This is a genomic window from Treponema sp. OMZ 788, assembly GCF_024181245.1.
GTDB lineage: Bacteria > Spirochaetota > Spirochaetia > Treponematales > Treponemataceae > Treponema_B.
Genome location: NZ_CP051199.1, coordinates 78,649 through 96,641 on the forward strand (window position 1 = coordinate 78,649; position 17,993 = coordinate 96,641).

General features: G+C 40.8%; 20 protein-coding genes. 16 read left to right on the forward strand and 4 right to left on the reverse strand.

Going from position 1 to position 17,993, the window contains the following annotated elements; genetic code table 11:
• Positions 1–242 precede the first annotated feature (242 nt).
• Entirely contained in the window at positions 243–2,009 is a 1,767-nt protein-coding gene (locus E4O00_RS00340; protein ID WP_253678002.1) for a DNA repair helicase XPB, read from the forward strand.
• Positions 2,010–2,024: 15 nt separating this feature from the next.
• Complete coding sequence (locus E4O00_RS00345) at positions 2,025–2,861, forward strand: 16S rRNA (uracil(1498)-N(3))-methyltransferase (RefSeq protein WP_253678003.1); 837 nt, start codon at positions 2,025–2,027, stop codon at positions 2,859–2,861.
• 51 nt (positions 2,862–2,912) lie between these two features.
• On the opposite strand, the gene E4O00_RS00350 is transcribed toward E4O00_RS00345, so the two are convergent.
• Positions 2,913–3,764 (reverse strand): Rpn family recombination-promoting nuclease/putative transposase, encoded by an 852-nt coding sequence (locus tag E4O00_RS00350; protein ID WP_253678004.1) that lies wholly within the window; start codon positions 3,762–3,764, stop codon positions 2,913–2,915.
• A 213-nt stretch (positions 3,765–3,977) separates the two neighbouring features.
• Here E4O00_RS00350 and mgtE point away from each other — a divergent pair, with 213 nt between their 5' ends.
• Together mgtE and E4O00_RS00360 are read left to right on the forward strand one after the other, a co-directional pair.
• Positions 3,978–5,336 carry a magnesium transporter gene (gene mgtE / locus E4O00_RS00355; RefSeq protein WP_253678005.1) on the forward strand — a complete coding sequence of 453 codons (1,359 nt, stop codon included), beginning with the start codon at positions 3,978–3,980 and terminating at the stop codon, positions 5,334–5,336.
• 3 nt (positions 5,337–5,339) lie between these two features.
• Positions 5,340–5,966, forward strand: a complete 627-nt coding sequence (locus E4O00_RS00360) for a diacylglycerol/polyprenol kinase family protein (protein ID WP_253678006.1) — start codon at positions 5,340–5,342, stop codon at positions 5,964–5,966.
• A gap of 40 nt (positions 5,967–6,006) precedes the next feature.
• On the opposite strand, the gene E4O00_RS00365 is transcribed toward E4O00_RS00360, so the two are convergent.
• The gene (locus E4O00_RS00365; RefSeq protein ID WP_253678007.1) at positions 6,007–6,663 is read right to left on the reverse strand and encodes an HAD family hydrolase; all 657 of its coding nucleotides are present in this window, start codon (positions 6,661–6,663) and stop codon (positions 6,007–6,009) included.
• A 109-nt stretch (positions 6,664–6,772) separates the two neighbouring features.
• Here E4O00_RS00365 and E4O00_RS00370 point away from each other — a divergent pair, with 109 nt between their 5' ends.
• Positions 6,773–7,540 (forward strand): TrmH family RNA methyltransferase, encoded by a 768-nt coding sequence (locus tag E4O00_RS00370; protein ID WP_253678008.1) that lies wholly within the window; start codon positions 6,773–6,775, stop codon positions 7,538–7,540.
• On the opposite strand, the gene E4O00_RS00375 is transcribed toward E4O00_RS00370, so the two are convergent.
• The gene (locus E4O00_RS00375) at positions 7,512–8,039 is read right to left on the reverse strand and encodes a TDE2712 family protein (protein ID WP_253678009.1); all 528 of its coding nucleotides are present in this window, start codon (positions 8,037–8,039) and stop codon (positions 7,512–7,514) included. The genes E4O00_RS00370 and E4O00_RS00375 overlap by 29 nt on opposite strands.
• A 100-nt stretch (positions 8,040–8,139) precedes the next feature.
• Positions 8,140–8,334 (reverse strand): hypothetical protein, encoded by a 195-nt coding sequence (locus E4O00_RS00380; RefSeq protein ID WP_253678010.1) that lies wholly within the window; start codon positions 8,332–8,334, stop codon positions 8,140–8,142.
• Here E4O00_RS00380 and E4O00_RS00385 point away from each other — a divergent pair, their 5' ends adjacent.
• Genes E4O00_RS00385 through fliP form a run of 11 tightly spaced genes read left to right on the forward strand, consistent with a single transcriptional unit; the run spans position 8,335 to position 17,722 of the window.
• Positions 8,335–9,720 (forward strand): flagellar hook-length control protein FliK, encoded by a 1,386-nt coding sequence (locus tag E4O00_RS00385; RefSeq protein WP_253678011.1) that lies wholly within the window; start codon positions 8,335–8,337, stop codon positions 9,718–9,720.
• Between the two features lie 10 nt (positions 9,721–9,730).
• Complete coding sequence (gene flgD / locus E4O00_RS00390) at positions 9,731–10,240, forward strand: flagellar hook assembly protein FlgD (protein WP_253678012.1); 510 nt, start codon at positions 9,731–9,733, stop codon at positions 10,238–10,240.
• A gap of 12 nt (positions 10,241–10,252) precedes the next feature.
• Positions 10,253–11,644, forward strand: a complete 1,392-nt coding sequence (gene flgE, locus E4O00_RS00395; protein WP_253678013.1) for a flagellar hook protein FlgE — start codon at positions 10,253–10,255, stop codon at positions 11,642–11,644.
• Positions 11,645–11,669: 25 nt separating this feature from the next.
• A complete protein-coding gene (locus E4O00_RS00400) occupies positions 11,670–11,867 on the forward strand; it encodes a flagellar FlbD family protein (protein ID WP_253678014.1) in 198 nt (65 codons plus the stop codon).
• Between the two features lie 21 nt (positions 11,868–11,888).
• Positions 11,889–12,668 carry a motility protein A gene (locus E4O00_RS00405; RefSeq protein WP_253678015.1) on the forward strand — a complete coding sequence of 260 codons (780 nt, stop codon included), beginning with the start codon at positions 11,889–11,891 and terminating at the stop codon, positions 12,666–12,668.
• 1 nt (position 12,669) lies between these two features.
• On the forward strand, positions 12,670–13,389 hold the full coding sequence (motB, locus tag E4O00_RS00410) for a flagellar motor protein MotB (RefSeq protein WP_253678016.1): 720 nt from the start codon (positions 12,670–12,672) through the stop codon (positions 13,387–13,389).
• Between the two features lie 42 nt (positions 13,390–13,431).
• Positions 13,432–13,977 carry a flagellar basal body-associated FliL family protein gene (locus tag E4O00_RS00415; protein WP_253678017.1) on the forward strand — a complete coding sequence of 182 codons (546 nt, stop codon included), beginning with the start codon at positions 13,432–13,434 and terminating at the stop codon, positions 13,975–13,977.
• Positions 13,978–13,991: 14 nt separating this feature from the next.
• On the forward strand, positions 13,992–15,026 hold the full coding sequence (gene fliM / locus E4O00_RS00420; RefSeq protein WP_002666990.1) for a flagellar motor switch protein FliM: 1,035 nt from the start codon (positions 13,992–13,994) through the stop codon (positions 15,024–15,026).
• Entirely contained in the window at positions 15,019–16,224 is a 1,206-nt protein-coding gene (gene fliN / locus E4O00_RS00425) for a flagellar motor switch protein FliN (RefSeq protein WP_253678018.1), read from the forward strand. Before fliM ends, fliN begins: the two co-directional genes overlap by 8 nt.
• 26 nt (positions 16,225–16,250) lie before the next feature.
• Positions 16,251–16,910, forward strand: coding sequence for a flagellar biosynthetic protein FliO (gene fliO / locus E4O00_RS00430; RefSeq protein WP_253678019.1), 660 nt, complete (start codon positions 16,251–16,253; stop codon positions 16,908–16,910).
• Positions 16,907–17,722 carry a flagellar type III secretion system pore protein FliP gene (fliP, locus tag E4O00_RS00435; protein ID WP_253678020.1) on the forward strand — a complete coding sequence of 272 codons (816 nt, stop codon included), beginning with the start codon at positions 16,907–16,909 and terminating at the stop codon, positions 17,720–17,722. Before fliO ends, fliP begins: the two co-directional genes overlap by 4 nt.
• Positions 17,723–17,993 lie beyond the last annotated feature (271 nt).

A 17,993-nucleotide genomic window follows, 5' to 3' on the forward strand; every position in this document is an offset into this window, starting at 1 on the left:
TTGTTAAATCTGCTGATGGGAATAATTGAATCCAATAAATCTACAGTTCTTAATGCATTCATACAAAGCCTCCGCAAGATTATTATACATATAAATATAATTATTGTCAAATTTATTATATTTTATATAAATAAATTTATCTCGTATTTGCATTATAAAACCGTCATTCGACATTTGTCCTTCGCTCTTTGTCATTTCCCCTAACTTGAACTGCCCCCTTTAAACGTGTATAATATCAGGCTATGCAAGAATCAAAACCGCTTATAATTCAAGGAGACCGCTCCATTCTTTTGGACATTCACGACCCCGAGGCAGATGAGGCCCGCTTTGCCCTTATACCCTTTGCAGAGCTTGAAAAGTCGCCTGAGCATCTTCACACTTACAGGCTGACTCCCCTCTCGCTTTGGAATGCGGCAGGTGTCGGGCTTTCAGCCGATTCTATCATGAAAACTCTCACGGGCTTTTCCCGCTTTAAGGTTCCCGAATCGATCTTGGTTTGGATGAAAGAAACTATGGGCCGTTACGGGAAGATAAAGCTTCTCCCTCTCGAAAAACCTCAAGAGAACAATAATGATGTTATCGAAGAAAAAGAAACCGGCGCTGCAAATCTCGAAACTGTTGAGGCGGAATTCTTGCGGCTAAAGGCTGAAAATGCTCTTATCTTTAAAGAACTAAAAAGCAGTAAGCTTCTTTCAAAATATCTAATAGAAGACCCTAATGAAGAAAACTTCTTTTTGATTTCTCTTTTAAACAGGGGAACGGTAAAGCAGGCTCTTTTAAAACAGGGCTGGCCAGTTAAAGATGAGGTTCCCCTCCGCGACGGCGAGCCCTTGGACATTTCTCTAAAAGAAAAAACTTCGAGCGGGGCCGAATTTGAAATCAGAGATTATCAAAGGGATGCGGCCTCTTCCTTTGTTGGAGATAAGTCGGCAGGAACGGGCTTCGGCACTATTGTTCTTCCCTGCGGTTCAGGAAAAACTATAGTCGGAATGCTCACGATGAGCCTTCTTAAAACAAGCACCCTTATTCTTACTCCCAATGTGGCTGCCGTTTACCAGTGGAGACGGGAGCTTTTGGATAAGACAAATATAAGCGAAGAAGATATAGGCTTATACACAGGCGAGGTAAAGGAGATAAGGCCTATTACGATAGCTACCTATCAGGTGCTCACTTGGAGGCCTAACACCGAGGCGGCCTTTCCTCATTTTAAGATTTTTAGGGAAAGGGCTTGGGGTCTTATAATCTACGACGAGGTTCACCTATTGCCTGCTCCCGTTTTTAGAATTACGGCCGAGCTTCAAGTTATAAGAAGGCTTGGGCTTACTGCGACCCTTGTGAGGGAAGACGGCTGCGAGGGAGATGTATTCAGCCTTGTCGGGCCAAAACGCTTTGATGTGCCGTGGAAGGACCTTGAACAAAAGGGCTGGATAGCAAGGGCCTATTGTACCGAAATCCGCGTAAACATTGCGCCCTCAAAAGAGATAGAGTATGCCGTAGGCACAACACGCGAAAAGCACCGCATTGCAAGTGAAAATCCTGCAAAGATCGAAATAGTAAAAAAACTTTTGGCCAAGCACAAGGAAAATCAGACCCTTATAATCGGGCAGTACCTTTCCCAACTTGAGACAATTGCAAAAGAAATAGCCGCTCCCCTAATCACCGGAAAAAATACAAATGCCGAAAGGGAGGTTTTGTATGATGCCTTTAGAAAGGGGGAGATAAAGGTTTTGGTGGTCTCTAAGGTTGCAAATTTTGCCATCGACTTGCCCGATGCCTCGGTTGCTATTCAGGTTTCGGGTGTGTTCGGGAGCCGCCAAGAGGAGGCTCAGCGTTTGGGCAGAATCTTGCGCCCTAAGGAATGCGATTCTCATTTTTACAGCATCGTAACTCGCCAAACCATAGAAGAGGGCTTTGCCGAAAAGCGTCAAAAGTTTTTGGCCGAACAGGGCTATGACTATTCGATTCTAACCGAAGCCGAACTGGATGATTGTGCCGGAAGCTCATCTTAATTTAGGAAACCATATATGAATATTGTTTTGTTTTCAGCCGATGATTTTTTAAACGATGATTGCGTACAATCTTATTGCGTAAACTCCGATTTATCCGATTTAATTGAAGAAAGATTTTTTCAAAATACCGAAGATAGGTGCTGCGTTTTTTATAAAAACGATGAACGCTATCAGCACATAAAAAAGGTCTTGCACCTAAAGGAAGGCGATGTTTTTAAGGCCGGTCTTATAAACGGAAACATAGGAAAGGCTCTTATCTCTCACCTTTCCGAAGAAAAAATAGTTTTTTCTTTTTCTCCGAATAGAACCGGTAAAATTGAAAGAAAGCCGCTCACTCTTCCTCCGATAAAAATAATCTTGGGCTTTCCACGACCCATTCAGTTGAGGCGTATCCTGCGGGATGCGGCTAGTTTGGGCTTTTTAGAAATCATATTATGCGGAACGGAATTGGGAGAGCAGTCCTATTTAAAGTCAAACCTTTCAAGCCCCGAAGAAATAAAAAAATACATTATCGACGGAATCTCTCAAGCAGGCCAAACCCTAATGCCTAAATTTTCTTTTTGCAATTCGGTAAAAGAAGCTTTAAAAGATTTAAAAGACTCCTCGTTCAAAGGGAGCAAGGTTCTTCTCGACATAGGAGCCTTTCCATCACTTTCTACGTTTAAGATGCAGGAAGGGGAAGATTTAACTATAGCAATCGGAAGCGAGAGGGGCTGGACTCAAAACGAGCGGGAAGCCTTTTTAGCTGAAGGCTTTGTTTCTTACTCAATGGGGAAACGCATCCTCCGCACCGAAACTGCCCTTACCTCCGCCTTAGCCGTTCTCCTTGCAAACAACGGCTTTTGGGGATAGGGCCATTGGGCTTAAACCTGCCATATAAGTTCATTTTAAAAACGCCGATTTTTATAGGGCTTGGATTTCCTGAATGCTTAAACCTGTTCCTTGGGCTATTTTATCAATATCAATTCCAAGTTTTTTAAAAGCAGCCGCTGTTTCAAGAGCTTTTTGGTAGGCTCCTTGTTCAATCCCCTCTTGATAACCAACATGTTTCCAAGAAGCCTTGTCATGTTCGTATTTCATTCGGCTTTCATAAAGCCATTTTTCTTTCGGGCTCATTTCCATTATTTCAATAGTTGTATTTGCTTTTGCCATCATCGGTGATTCTTGGGCTAACATATTACGGACCTCCCTATCATCGGTTTCAATAAACTTCAACCAGTTATAAAGTTTTTTTTTCTTTTCATCCTGTTCAATATTTTCTTGTTCTTCAATCTTGGCTAAGTTTAAAAAGTGGATTTCAAGTTTATCAGAAAGTTTGTCGTTCAAGTGCTTCTCTACTACATTATACTCACTGTGAATCAGATTGTTCAAATTAAAACCTTCACCCACTATGTTTATTGTAATACATTTAGGCAATTTTGTATACACTTCACCTGTTTTTAAGTTTTCCGTATACATTTTAGCCCAATAAAAGATAGTTCTTTGAGCAAACTCACTGTTCCACCTGTTTTGAATTTCTATATCGATAATGGTATTGTTTTTTAGGCGTAGTTTTACATCTAAAACACCCGTTTTATCGGTTATCGAATCCCTATGAAACTCCTTATCCAGAAGTTCCAAGCCTGCGATGGTTTCAGGTGGAATGTCCAAAATACATTCCAGAAAATCTTGAAGAATGTCTTTGTTTTCCTCTACTCCGAACACTCGTTTAAAGGCATAGTCGTTACGGAGAGTGATTTTAAATAGTTTTTCCATGTTTAATCTCTCTAATAGTTTTTTAAAAGAAGAAAAATTTTCCCCTTTCATAATTATTGTATAAAAAGTTTGTAATAAATGGTAAAATTTAAAAATTGTTGACTAATTTAATATAAAAAACTCGAATAGCTGTATAAGCTTTTTTTCCTCCCCTATATTTTTTCTTAAAAATGTGATATACTCTCAAGAATTATATCGTTCGGAGGGTATCTTATGGAATTGGAAGAAAATAAGTTTGAACAAATCGAATATTTATTATCCGAAAAACGGTATATTGAAGTACAAAGGCTTTTGGCCGATTTAAACGAGGTAGATATAGCCGAATTTCTTGAGGCCGAATCGGCACAAAATGCCATTCTTATGTTCAGAATGCTGCCTAAGAGCATGGCAGCCGAAGTTTTTACCCTCCTTCCTACAGAACAGCAAAGTAAATTTATAGCTGCCGCTACAGACAGGGAGCTGGTTTCCATCTTGGATGAAATCTTCTTGGACGATATGGTAGATATTGTTGAAGAGATGCCTGCAAATGTCGTAAAAAAAATCCTAAAAAATACGGGCAGAGAAGAGCGGATGCTCATAAATCAGTTTTTAAAATATCCAAAAGATTCGGCGGGAAGCCTTATGACCATCGAGTACGTAGGCTTAAAAAAAGGAATGACCGTCGAGCAGGCTCTTGCCTATATCCGCAAGATAGGCTTGGAAAGCGAAACCATTTACACCTGCTATGTTACCGACCGAAACCGCATTCTTGAAGGTTTTATTTCTTTAAAAGAATTGGTGCTTGCCGATGGGGATAAAAAGATTGAGCAGATTTTTAATAAAGAGTATATCTGCGTGAACACCCATGATGATCAAGAAAAGGTTGCCTTCACTTTTAAGAAGTACGGCTTTTTGGCCCTCCCCGTTGTCGATAACGAAAACCGCCTCATTGGTATTATTACCGTTGACGACATAATGGATGTTATGGAACAGGAGGCTACCGAGGACTTTCAGAGGATGGCCGGTATGCAGCCCAACGAAGAAACCTACCTTGAAACCGGAATTTTTAAACTTGCGAAGCACAGAATAGGCTGGCTTCTTTTGCTCATGGTATCAGAAACATTTACGGGAACTATAATCGAGCGTTATACCCACTTGCTTGCTTCTATGACTATTTTAACAGCCTTTATTCCCATGCTGATGGACACGGGAGGAAATTCGGGAAATCAGTCTTCAACTCTTATCATCCGCGGTTTAGCCACAGGAGAAATCGACTTAAAGGATTGGAAAAAGGTATTTTTTAAGGAGCTGGGCATTGCCGTTTTGGTAGGTCTTATCTTAGGCCTTTTTAGTTTTTTAAAATCGGTTTTCCTCGGAGGGAAGAATCCTATGGTAGCCCTCACTGTAGGTGTTACCCTTGTTGCAACCGTAACTATTGCAAAGATTACGGGAGGCCTTCTACCCATTATGGCAAAAAAGTTTAAACTTGACCCTGCGATTATGGCAGGCCCTCTTATTACAACCATTGTAGATACTGTGAGTTTGATTATCTATTTTAAGATTGCTGCAGTTTTGTGTGCAGGAATGTTCTAGCCTATGAGGTTTTTAAGAGATCTACGGTATAAAAAGCTTTCTCAAAATGCAAGGGTTGAAGATCTGGTAAAGGAAGCTTTCCGTAAAGCTATTCACCTTTGCACGGCCCTTGTTCCCCTCTTTGCAAGATACTTTTTTTATCCCACGGTTTTAGCCTTGTCCGTAATAACATGCCTTTATATAGTTTTTGAAATTTTAAGATTAAGGGGCTATAAAATTTTTATGATTTCAAGTATTACAGGCTTTGCAGCAAGAGAAAGGGATAAGGGAAAATTTGTCTTAGGTCCCGTAACCCTTTCGGTTGGGGTTATCAGCACTCTTCTTATCTTTCCGTTTAAGGATGCAAGTATAGGAATTATGGCTTTGGCCCTAGGCGACGGCCTTGCAAGCCTTGTCGGAAAATTTTGGGGAAGGCATCACCTAAATATTTCCAAAGATAAAACCATAGCAGGAAGCATAGCCTGTTTTATGGCGGTTTTTATTTCTACCTTCGTAATAAGTCTGAGTCTTGTAAAAAGCTTGTTTATTGCCGGCATCGCTGCAGGAACGGAAGCCCTGCCTCTAAAAGATTTTGATAATATACTGATTCCTCTTATTTGTGCCGGAGCAGCTCTTATATTGGGAGTGTAAGCAGAGTCTAGCCTATAGAAATTGACGGCAGATTACAGGTTTACGCTAAGGCAATCTTTAGGATTTCTTCAGGGCTTGAAATTATTGCATCAGCTCCTGCGTTTTCCAATTCGGGACGCTTTCTAAAACCCCATAAAACGCCTATTGTAAAAAGCCCTGCATTTTTTCCGGTTTGAACATCCGTTGCCGTGTCTCCTATGTAAAGAAAATCTTCTTTTTCGAGATTGAGCATTTTTAAAATTTCATAAACGCCTGCGGGGTCAGGTTTCAGGGGTACCGAATCCCGGGCTCCCAAGATGCACGAAAAGGTGTTTTCGCCGAAGATGGTCTTAACAACCTTTTCGGTTGTCGAGTGAGGTTTATTCGAAAGCACATTTACCGAAATTCCGTTTTTGATTAGGCCGGCTAAAAGCTCTTTGATTCCGGGGTAGGCTTCACAAAGATAAACAGGGTTTGCATCATAGGCTGCATTATAACCTTTAAGGATTTTTTCTTCCAATTCTTTGCCGCTTTTTCCTGAGCATTCAAGCACTCTTTGTACGAGCTTTCTTGCTCCGTTGCCGGTTAAAATTTTAAATTCTTCCGGATCGACAGCCGATATGCCGTACTTGGCCGTTTCAGCATTTAAAAAATGAGCTATCGAGTAAAGGGAATTGGTTAAGGTTCCGTCCAAATCAAAAATACATGCTTTTTTCATAAGATCCTTATTCTAACAAAAATAAAAAATCTATTCAAGCTAAAACCGCAAGCTGTTTAAATTACCTACTCCGCTTCCATATATTCTGCTTTTGGTGTATGATGAGCACATGGGTAAAAAATTTGAAAAAGAATTGCCGGTTTGCGGCTTTGAAAGCTGCCTTGCCTTGGCAAAACATCATCCCGAAAAAATCTCACGCCTGTTTTTTTCGGAAAAAAGAGCAAAACAGTTCGGCGAGGTTTGTAAGTATTTGGCTTCCAATAAGAGATTATATAGAATAGTAGCCGATGATGAGTTGGAAAGGCTCTCCGAATCGGTGCATCATCAGGGGGTAACGGCGATGATTTTTGAGCCTGAAATCCCTGTGCTGGAACATGAAACGATAAACCTTTGGGCCCAAAATAGGGCTCAGGTTTTGATGCTAGATGAAATAGGAAATGCAAATAACCTAGGTGCAATAATAAGGAGTGCAGCCTTTTTCGGTATTGAAAACATAGTTTTAACAAAGGAAGATAAACAGGCTTCAATTACTACCTCGGCTTACAGGGTAGCACAAGGCGGAATGGAATTTGTAAACATCTTTAAGGTCTCGTCAACTGCTTGGTTTTTACGCCAGTGCCGCGGAAGGCTCACCTGCATAGGAACCGACTTAAAAGCCCACCACGAAATAGCCGACATGGCCAGATTGATCGAAAAGGATGAGGCTTGCGTAATTGTTCTAGGAAATGAAGAGAGGGGAATCAGCGAGGAAGCTAAAAAGCTTTGCTCCCACCTTGTAAAAATAAAGGGAAGCGGCAATGTGGAAAGCTTAAATGTCGCCCAAGCCGCAACCCTTTTTTGTCATGCCCTTAGTTCAATAGGGCTTCAATCCTTTTAATTACATATTCTTTTAAAGGAAGGCCCGAAATCTTAATATCTTTAGGGTCTTCATAATTCGGAATAAGTTTAAAAAAGTTAATATATATCTTATTTCCCTTTATGTAGAATTCTTCTGCGTGGGCAGGAATAAAGATGAGCTCGATCTCATCGAATTTTGCTGAAGCCTTGTACTTTTCGGTAAGCTCTGCAAGGTTTAAGGTCTTAATCGGAGCCATCATATTGTGCATGGTCTGTAAGTCTTCCAAAATCCACATATTGTTATTCCAAAAGCGGCTCTCGCTCATCGTGCGGTTGTTAAGTTTTTCCCTATTGGAAATTGCAGACATAACCCTGCGGACGGAATCCTTAGAAAAATCCTCGTTGTAAACAACTTCCATCTGCGGCTTTTCGGCAATGCTTACAAAGTAATCATCACCCATCTTATCCTTTGAGGCTACACTTTCCCAAAAGAAAACCATCATTTCCAAAACATCAAAATCAATCTTTATATTTTTCATAAAGAAACCTCCAAAAAGTTTTTTACTCAATGAGGAGTTTACACCTATTGCCGTTTTTTTTCAATTAGTGGTAGTTAAAATCGGACGTAAAAATTATAGTCTATAATTTTCCTACTTCTTCCTCAGAAAGTCCTGTGATTGTATAAATATCTTCAAGAGGATAATTCATTCCTTTCACATTCGACATACCTCTCGTATTTTTCTTTAGCTGCAAGCTCTTTTTTCCTAAACCTGCCTGAAAAATAAGCCGAAAATTTATTGAAGTAACAATAGAAGAAACACATAGGAGGTTCATATGCAAGCACTTGATGTTCGTATACAGGCTTTGCCGGTGCAAGAGCCGGAAAGAGATGATCCTAGGAACATTAAAAGAGCTGATGCGGAACCTGTACGAAATGGAGATTCATTCCTGGCAATGATCAAAAAGATGATTGCCGCCGCCAAGGATGGAAGCAAGGAGATTGATGATGCCCGATTTGAAGATGCCCGTCTTAGGGAAGACAAAATAAGGGATTCATCGCTTCAAAAGGAAGCAGGAAGGCAGAACACGGAAATTTCGGTTAAAGACCCTGTCTATAAAGACATAGTTTTTAAGACAGACAAAACCGAGAATCTGCCGAATTCCAAAGAAGCTTATTTAAAAGAGTCTAAGGACTTAACAAAAAAGCCAAAAAACGAAATTCAAAAGCCTCATTTAGAACATTTTCAGGACAAAAAGCTGCAAAAAGATATGCCTGATTTAAGTCTTAAAATTCTTAATGAAGATTTTAAAGACGAAATAAAGGACTTTTTGCCTCAAGAGGGAAAAGATGAAAGTCATACTCTTATTTCCGATGAAGCTTTAAAAAAGCTTGGCAAACCTGAAAAGAAAAAAACTGAGTCTTTTGACGAAGAAAAGGCGGAACAGGCCGGAAAATTGAGTCTTTTATCCAAGTCCGATAAAAAAGATTTACCTAAAAAGATTTCTCCTCAAACTGAAGCGGTGCAGGAAACTTTAAACAAAAAATCGGTTTCCAAATCTAAACCTAAAATCTCTGTAGAAGATTTACGCTCAATGCCTTCTGTTCAAGCAGATGCTGCTGTTCACACCACAGCTTCCGAATCGCGGGTTGAAACCGATAACTCCGTCGATATGGTAATCGATTTTAGCGGTAAGGCCCAAAATACGGCTCAGGGCTCCGATTTGCAAAACACCCAAGGCGGAAGCGAAACTCAAAAAACGAGTCAAACTTTTTCTGCAATGTTGAGTCAAGAAATAAGGGATGCTGCAGCAGACTTTGTACAAGCCGGAAAAATCGTTCTTCGCGACAATAACGCAGGAGAAATCAGGCTTCATCTAAGACCTGAAAATCTTGGAGCCGTAAAAATCAATTTAGAGCTGAGTGAGGGGAAAAGGGTTACCGGAACAGTAACTGTCGCCTCTAAAGAAGCCTACGATGCCTTTGAAAAAAATTTGGATAATTTGGCTAAAGAATTTAAAGAAAACGGCTTTGAATTTGCGGAATTTAATTTAGATTGGTCGGGAGCTTCCAGCCAAGAAGGTTTTGCCGAAAGTTTTGAATCTTTTTCAGGATTTGCATATAAAAATTCGAAGCAAGATTTAAGGCAGCTTGAAAAAACGGCCGATAATTTGAGTACCTACAGTTATGTTTATGGTCCGACTGTAGATATTTTAGCTTAAAGAGGTATTTATGCAGGTAAACAATGTTAATAACAGTATGATAACCGCGGCTCGTGAGCAGGCGGAGATGATGAAAGACTTTAAGTCCGAGATGAGTCCTGAGGAAAAAGCTCTTTTAGGCCTACAGGTTGACACATTAAACAAACAAAATTTTGCTGAAACAAGGGTTCCGAAACAGCAGCTTGGAAAAGACGATTTTCTTCAGCTATTAATTGCTCAGCTAACCCATCAGGATCCGACATCCCCGATGGAAGACACTCAATTTATCGGGCAAATGGCTCAATTTTCATCCCTTGAACAGATGACCAACATGAACAAAAACTTTGCCGCCTTAAACGAGCTTATGACAGGCTCCTCGGCTGTAAACGCCATCGGCAAAAAAGTTGACCTTGATTTAGGTTCTTCTAAAGTTTCCGGTTATATTTCAGCCGCAACACGCGGTATAAACCCGGAAGTTATGGTAAACGGAAACTGGTACAACTGGTCTGCCGTTAAAACAGTTTATGCAGAAAACAATTAGGAGGTAATAATTATGATGAGATCACTATTTTCCGGCGTTAGCGGAATGCAAAATCACCAAACAAGGATGGACGTTATCGGAAATAACGTTGCCAATGTAAATACAACAGGTTTTAAAAGAGGAAGGGTAAACTTTCAAGACTTAATTTCTCAGCAGTTAAGCGGAGCATCCCGTCCCACCGAAGAACTTGGAGGCGTAAACCCCAAAGAAGTCGGTTTGGGAATGATGGTAGCAAGTATCGACACAATCTTTACTCAGGGAGCCTTGCAGACAACGGGCGTTAACACAGATCTTGCAATTCAGGGAAACGGCTTTTTTGTTCTTAAAGATGGAGAAAAAACTTTTTATACAAGGGCCGGAGCATTCGGACTTGATAGAGACGGAACCTTGGTAAACCCCGCAAACGGAATGAGGGTGCAGGGCTGGATGGCACAAGAAGTTGAAGGTCTTAGACTTATCAATACTTCAGGTCAAACAGAAGATTTGAGTATTCCGATCGGCCAAAAAATAGATGCAAAGGCCACTACAAGCGTAGATTATTCTTGTAACCTTGATAAGAGATTGCCGGAATTGCCCGCAGATGCGAACAGAGCACAGATTTTAGAATCTACATGGTCTACCGAATTTAAAGTTTATGATAGCTTCGGTGAAGCCCATGAACTTCAAATTGATTTTGCAAGGGTTCCGGGAGAGGTCAACGCATGGAGGGCAACAGTAAATGTCGATCCTGCAAATGCAGAAGCTTCAGCAACAAGGGCCGGAATGGGAACAACCGACGGTGTTGAAAACAGCTTTATAGTCCGTTTTGACAATAACGGACATCTGGCTTCCGTTACAGATACGGCCGGAAATGTAAGCGGTCCGGCAGGTAAGGTTTCCGTTCAAGTTTCATTCAATGTTGTGGGAGCAAACCCTGAAGAAGGCGGAGCTCCGGCCAGACAGACCTTGGATGTAAACTTAGGCGAAATAGGTACATCAAAAAACACCATAACACAATTTTCCGATAAGAGTACTACAAAGGCTTACCAGCAGGATGGTTACGGAATGGGCTATCTTGAAAACTTTAGAATCGATCAAAGCGGTGTTATAACCGGTGTTTATTCAAACGGTGTAAGACAGGAACTTGGACAGATAGCCATGGCAGGCTTTGCCAACCAGGGCGGTCTTGAAAAAGCAGGGCAGAACACCTATGTTCAATCCAATAACTCAGGCATAGCCAATATTTCTACATCCGGAACTGTCGGAAAGGGTTATCTGATAGGCGGAACCCTCGAAATGAGTAACGTAGATCTAACCGACCAATTTGTAGATATGATCGTAACTCAAAAAGGCTTTCAGGCAGGTGCTAAAACAATACAAACTTCAGATACAATGCTTGAAACAGTCTTGAACTTGAAACGATAGTATGGTATAATGTAGGGTATTATTTATGGTACAGGTAACGCGGCTAAACGGAACAAAATATTGGATTAATCCTCATCAAATTGAAACTATTGAGTGTAATCCCGATGTTACGCTGCAAATGCTTTCAGGAAAGTACTATGTCATTAAGGAAACTCCTGAAGAAATTTTGGATAAAATAGTCGCGTACCGCCGTAAAATCGGCGTATTTAAAAATGAGTTGTAGTAGAAGTAAAAAGGGGTAGATATGGATATAGCGTCATTTATAGGAGTATTCGGAGGTATAGGAGTTGTTGCATTCGGTGCCATCCTCGGCGGTTCTGCCGGAGGTCTTGTGGATGTGGCTTCACTTTTTATTACCCTTGGCGGTTCTTATATGTGTTTGTTTTTGACATATCCTCTTTCATATACTATAGGAATTTTTAAGGTTATGGGCCGGGTTTTTAAGGTTACCGATTACGGAGAAAAAGCCCTTGTTCAGCGTTTCGTAGCCCTTTCAGAAAAAAGCCGCCGAGCAGGTTTGCTTGCTTTGGAAGAAGAAATTGAAGACTTTGAAGATCCTTTTATGCGTTCCGGCTTACGTAATGTTGTTGACGGTATAGACGGCGAGGCTATCCGCTCTCTTATGGAAAACGAACTTAACCAAATGGAGGAGAGGCACAATACATGGATATCGCTTGTAAACGCTTGGGCGACTCTTGCTCCCGGTTTCGGTATGTTGGGAACGGTTATAGGTCTTATTGGTATGTTGTTAAACTTGGACGATAAAAGTGCTCTCGGACCTAATATGGCAACGGCTCTTGTTACGACCTTGTACGGCTCGTTGCTGCAAAACTGGCTCTTTGTTCCTATATCGACAAAACTTACCTACCAAAACAATATGGAAGTAAAATCAAAAGAAATGATTATAGAAGGTGTACTTGGAATTCAGGCCGGAGACAACCCTAGAATTCTTGCTCAAAGGCTTGTAACATACCTGACACCTGCCGATAGAAAATCGATAGAAGCTGAAGTCTTAAAGGATTAAAATGGCTAGGAAAAAGAAAAAAGGGGCAGGAGCCGCGGGAAGCGGTTGGCTTACTACTTATGCAGATATGGTTACTCTCATGCTTTGCTTTTTCGTAATGCTTTTTGAGCCGTCTGAGGTTGATGTAACTCAGCTCTTGGCTCTTTCTGCGTCAATAAGCGGTGATCCTACAGGCGGAGGTTTTTCCGTTTCTGCAGGCAGACTTTCAGACCTCGGAAACACCATAAGCTCCATGCCCTCAATGGAAAAAGGAAAAATGCTCTCAACCGCCTTAAAAAAGGCTGTTTCTCTTTTTTCTCCCGAAATAAAAACAAATAAGATTGCTGTTACAAGCGATGAAAGGGGAGTTGTAATCAGTTTGGCATCCGATGTATTTTTTTACCCTGGAAGTGCAGAGCTTAATATTGCCGAATCCAGAGACACTCTTTTAAACCTTGCTCAATTTTTATCCGCACCTGATTTGGCGGCTCATAGGTTCAGGGTTGAAGGGCATACCGATTCCGGAGTAACGGATCCGGCCTTATGGAAAAGTAATTGGGAGCTTTCATCTGCAAGGGCGATAAATATTCTGCACAGTCTAACGGATTTCGGAGCTCAAGAATCCAGATTTTCTGTAGCGGGTTATGCAGATACACGGCCTATTTTTTCTAACGATACGGCAGAAGGAAGGGCTTACAATAGAAGGGTTGATATAATTATTCTTGATGATGCACACTTTTAGTAAAAATAAAAATGTGCCGATTATAATAGTAAGGAGAAAATTATGGCTGATAATGACTTAATGGATGACGATGATATTCAGGAAAATATGGGCTCATCTGTAGATACCAAAAAACGAGGCGGCGGTCTTATAACCATGTTGATAAAATGGGTTGCTATTGTATTGGTTGCTTTAATCTTCATTGTTACCGTTGTAGTTATTACAATGAACATAAGAGATAAAAGAGGTGCATCTCATTCAATATCTCCGGTTTCCGAGGAATACCGTGAAACAAGGGATGTTTTGCAGTGGTATCAGGCAATAGGTGTTTTGAAGGTGCACACGGCAGATAGAATTCCTGCAACCTTGATAGTTGATGTTGCCTTGGGATATACGAACAACGATAAGTCGACACCTCAGGAGCTTTCCGCAAGGAAGGTCGAAATCATAGACTTTTTACGTTCCTATTTTAAAAATAAAACTACGGCAGAATTAAAGCAGGAAGAAAAAATAAAGATTGAAATAAAACACGAAATAAACGATAATGTACTTACAAAAAATAAAATAAAGGATGTTCGATTCACGCAATACGATATTGTTGAACAATAAAGGAAAGGAGAGCCATGACAGAAGTTCTTTCACAGGATGAAATAGATCAGCTTCTCACCGCAATAAGCTCAGGAGATACGGATACAGAAGATTTTCGTGCCGTCAATGACACCCGTAAAATAAAAATTTACGACTTTAAGCGTCCCGACAAATTTTCTAAGGAGCAGATGAGGACGGTACAGATGATGCATGAAACATTTGCCCGTCTTACAACCACTTCTCTTTCCGCTCAGCTGCGAAGCATGGCTCATGTTCACGTAGCAACTGTAGAACAGCTTACATATGAAGAATTTATAAGATCAATACCTACGCCGACAACCTTGGCGATTATCAACATGGATCCTTTAAGGGCTAGTGCTCTTTTGGAAATAGACCCTTCTGTTACCTTTTCGATTATAGACCGCTTATTCGGCGGTAAGGGGCAGGGTTCAAAGGTTCAAAGAGAACTTACCGAAATCGAAAGCTCTGTTATGGAAGGCGTTATAGTACGCATCCTTGCAAATATGAGGGAAGCATGGACTACTGTAGTAGATTTACGCCCGCGTTTGGGAAACATAGACACCAACCCTCAGTTTGTTCAGATTGTAACCCCCTCCGAAATGGTACTTTTGGTAACATTGGAAACTAAGGTCGGCGAAGAAGAAGGAATGATGAATATTTGTCTTCCTTATATAACCCTTGAGCCGATTATATCAAAATTATCGACACAGTTTTGGTTTTCTTCGGTTAGGAGGGCCTCGACAGGCCAATATGCGGCGGCCATTAAGGATAAGCTTTCTACCGTTGAAGTTGACATGGTAGCCGAAGTCGGTTCCTTGGACGTTTCAATCAGGGATGTCCTTAACTTGAGGGCAGGAGATGTTGTGCGCCTACCGAATGTCAGAGTTGGAGATCCCTTTAAACTTACCGTAGGAAGCAGGCCTAAATTCTCCTGCCAGCCCGGTGTAAAGGGTAAAAAACTGGCAGTTCAGATTTTGGAAAAAATAGAAGATATTAGCGGTGATGAATTCGAAGAATTAACATCGGAAGGAGATGAGTTGTATGAGTGATGGTTCAATTTCTCAAGACGAAATAGATGCTTTGTTATCCGGAGTAGGCGGAGGCGGAATTTCACCGGCCCCTGCTGCAGGTGCAAGCGATGATTTGGCAAGTTTTAAAAAAACTGCCATGCTTCAATTTACAAAAGAAAATATACCGGGTCTATCTTCTAATTTAGAGTCTATGACAGGTAAAAATGTCAGTATTTCTGAACCGGTTATCGAGCTTTCCGATCGAGAGACATTTTTACGAAAAGTATCCGAAATGACTGTTGCAACCCTCATAGATTTTTCAGGATCAATGAGCGGTGATCACGCCTTTATGATGAGCCCTGAGCTGGCAAAAAAAATAGTCAGCTTGGTAAACCATGAAGACAGCGTAGAAATAGATGACATGGCCCTTTCGGTCATAAGTGAAACAATAGCTCAATATGTAGGAACTGAGCTTAGCTACCTTGAGCGTGCCGGACTTGCCGGTGTTTCATCTGCTCCGGCAGAATCTTCGCATGTTCCTAAGGCGATGATGAGATTACCTCAGCGTAACTTTGTAAGCATAACTTATAATGTGAAACTGGATGATTCTTCATATCAACTGTGGGAGATTCTTCCTGAGGATGTTGTCGATAAAATCGCCTCTACAATTGCAGGCCCTGATCCTTCAATGCAAGGTGCCGGCGGTGATGCCGGAATGCAGGGTATGGCTGCAATGGGAGGTATGCAAAATATGGGTGCAATGCAAAACGGAATGATGGGCGGAATGCAGATGGGGGCTATGCAAGCAGGCGGCCCTGCACAGCAAATGTTCGGTTCCGGTATGCCCCAAGGATCGCCTCAGCAAGGAGGAAGTATGCAGGCTATGAATAATATGGGCATGATGCCTCAAATGGGAATGGGCGCCAGTGTTCAGCCTGTTCAATTTCCGCCCCTTCAGGGTTTTGTAAGTCAGGAGGAGCAGGGTAATATCGGTCTTATCATGGATGTTTACATGGAAATGACCGTAGAATTGGGACGAACAAAACGCATGATTAAAGAAATCCTTGGAATGGGTGAAGGGCATATTATTGAGCTTGATAAACTTGCCGGTGAACCTGTAGATGTTCTTGTAAACCACAAGCCTATAGCCAAGGGAGAGGTTGTAGTTATAGAAGAAAGTTTCGGTGTCCGTATAACCGAGATTTTATCTCCGGCTGAGCGTATTGCGGATATATAAAACTAAAAATCGGGTGGGGGCCTTTAATGAGCTTGGGGAAAAAGCTGTCTTTTATTCTTTTCTTTTTGTTGTCGGTGTCGTTGTTTGCAGAAACTGACGGAGTTTCTAAAAACGATAATTCATTACCTTCTGAATCGGGAATTTTATTGGATGCAGGTACAAAGGAAAATGTCGAAAGAAATGAGGGAAATACTGCCCCTGCCGGAAATGAAAATGCCTTTGATTTGAATGTTGCAGAAAGAGCTCAATCGCCTGTTTCAAACCTGTTACAGGTTCTTGTTTCCTTAGTTATAGTATGTATTTTGGCATATGTTGTGCTGAAATTTTTAAAAAAGTCCTCACTTTCTTTTTCTTCCGATAGTCCGTATTTAAAAAGCGTTGCCTCAATTACTCTTGCTCAAGGCAAAAGTATTCATGTGGTTACCTTGGGAGAAAAAGCCTACATTGTAGGTGTTACGGATTCTTGTATAAACATGATAGGGGAAGTTGAAGATAAAACCCTTGTCGATACCATGAATTTGGATGCAGAAAGACGAAGCTCTGCTCCCAGACAAGATTTTGCTTCTATGCTGTCATCTGTTTTTAAGGGTGCTAAAAACAAGGGCATTGATGCAAGTTTCTTTGAAGCACAAAGAGAAAGGCTTAGTAATGCAGCTAAGGCTCGTGTACCGGAGGAAACAGAATGAAAAGAAAGCTTTTAATTCTAATCTTTTTCGGTATGATTCTTTTTATTCCGGTTCAAGTATTCTCGCAAGCATCTTTTCCCGATGGAACTATTCCCGGAAGAACTGATGCCGATCCTAACAGGCAGGCCGGAAGAATTCCTTTTATCGACTTTTCGATAAGAGAGCCTTCGACAAATCAGGATGTTGCCTTTTCCGTTCAGCTTTTAGTTTTTATTACCCTTATTTCGATAGCTCCCAGCATCTTGTTATTGATGACGAGCTTTTTGCGGTTGAGTATTGTTTTAGACTTTGTGAAAAGGGCCTTATCGCTTCAGCAAGTGCCGCCGACTCAGGTTTTAAACGGCATTGCCTTCTTTTTAACCCTGTTTATTATGTGGCCGACCTTTACCCAGATCTACAATAATTCTTATAAGCCTATGAGTCAGGGACAAATCGGAATAGAAGAGGCTTATAGGGAGGCAGAAAAGCCGATGCGGTATTTTATGTACAAGCAAATGCAAAAAAATCCCGCACATATCCGCACATTTATGGCCATGTCTAAACTGCCTAAACCCAATACACTTGCAGATGTGCCGACTCATATTTTAATTGCTGCCTTTATCCTGCATGAGCTTACAATAGCTTTTCAAATCGGAATATTTTTATACCTTCCGTTTATTATTATAGATATGATTGTAGCCAGTATACTTATGTCGATGGGTATGATCATGCTTCCCCCTGTACAGATTTCTATGCCGTTTAAATTGATTCTTTTTGTTATGGTTGACGGCTGGGGTCTCCTTTTCGGTAAATTATTCGAATCTTTTTTATAGAATCTTTCCCAAAAATATTAAAATCTCTTGATATTATAGACATTTTGTGTGTATATTGTATTGCAAACATATTTATATCTATAAATTTTTCATTTTAAGTTGGATATATTAAAGATTATGTATTTTTTAGCCGATAATCTATCGGTTAAATTGTAAGATTACAGGAGCAATTTATGATATGTATGGATTAGGTAAATTGCAGAATAGACAAAGGCGAATAAAAATAATTGAAGCCTTTAATGCAGGCTTTTTTGCTATAGAAAGAGAACCT

Coding starts and splice junctions, on each gene's coding strand:
- E4O00_RS00350 (WP_253678004.1), bottom strand. CDS start 3,764: ATGGAAAAACTATTTAAAATCACTCTCCGTAACGACTATGCCTTTAAA.
- fliO (WP_253678019.1), top strand. CDS start 16,251: ATGAGCTTGGGGAAAAAGCTGTCTTTTATTCTTTTCTTTTTGTTGTCG.
- fliP (WP_253678020.1), top strand. CDS start 16,907: ATGAAAAGAAAGCTTTTAATTCTAATCTTTTTCGGTATGATTCTTTTT.
- mgtE (WP_253678005.1), top strand. CDS start 3,978: ATGGAATTGGAAGAAAATAAGTTTGAACAAATCGAATATTTATTATCC.
- E4O00_RS00345 (WP_253678003.1), top strand. CDS start 2,025: ATGAATATTGTTTTGTTTTCAGCCGATGATTTTTTAAACGATGATTGC.
- flgD (WP_253678012.1), top strand. CDS start 9,731: ATGCAGGTAAACAATGTTAATAACAGTATGATAACCGCGGCTCGTGAG.
- motB (WP_253678016.1), top strand. CDS start 12,670: ATGGCTAGGAAAAAGAAAAAAGGGGCAGGAGCCGCGGGAAGCGGTTGG.
- E4O00_RS00365 (WP_253678007.1), bottom strand. CDS start 6,663: ATGAAAAAAGCATGTATTTTTGATTTGGACGGAACCTTAACCAATTCC.
- flgE (WP_253678013.1), top strand. CDS start 10,253: ATGATGAGATCACTATTTTCCGGCGTTAGCGGAATGCAAAATCACCAA.
- fliN (WP_253678018.1), top strand. CDS start 15,019: ATGAGTGATGGTTCAATTTCTCAAGACGAAATAGATGCTTTGTTATCC.
- E4O00_RS00370 (WP_253678008.1), top strand. CDS start 6,773: ATGGGTAAAAAATTTGAAAAAGAATTGCCGGTTTGCGGCTTTGAAAGC.
- E4O00_RS00340 (WP_253678002.1), top strand. CDS start 243: ATGCAAGAATCAAAACCGCTTATAATTCAAGGAGACCGCTCCATTCTT.
- E4O00_RS00415 (WP_253678017.1), top strand. CDS start 13,432: ATGGCTGATAATGACTTAATGGATGACGATGATATTCAGGAAAATATG.
- E4O00_RS00400 (WP_253678014.1), top strand. CDS start 11,670: ATGGTACAGGTAACGCGGCTAAACGGAACAAAATATTGGATTAATCCT.
- E4O00_RS00375 (WP_253678009.1), bottom strand. CDS start 8,039: ATGAAAAATATAAAGATTGATTTTGATGTTTTGGAAATGATGGTTTTC.
- fliM (WP_002666990.1), top strand. CDS start 13,992: ATGACAGAAGTTCTTTCACAGGATGAAATAGATCAGCTTCTCACCGCA.
- E4O00_RS00405 (WP_253678015.1), top strand. CDS start 11,889: ATGGATATAGCGTCATTTATAGGAGTATTCGGAGGTATAGGAGTTGTT.
- E4O00_RS00360 (WP_253678006.1), top strand. CDS start 5,340: ATGAGGTTTTTAAGAGATCTACGGTATAAAAAGCTTTCTCAAAATGCA.
- E4O00_RS00380 (WP_253678010.1), bottom strand. CDS start 8,334: ATGAACCTCCTATGTGTTTCTTCTATTGTTACTTCAATAAATTTTCGG.
- E4O00_RS00385 (WP_253678011.1), top strand. CDS start 8,335: ATGCAAGCACTTGATGTTCGTATACAGGCTTTGCCGGTGCAAGAGCCG.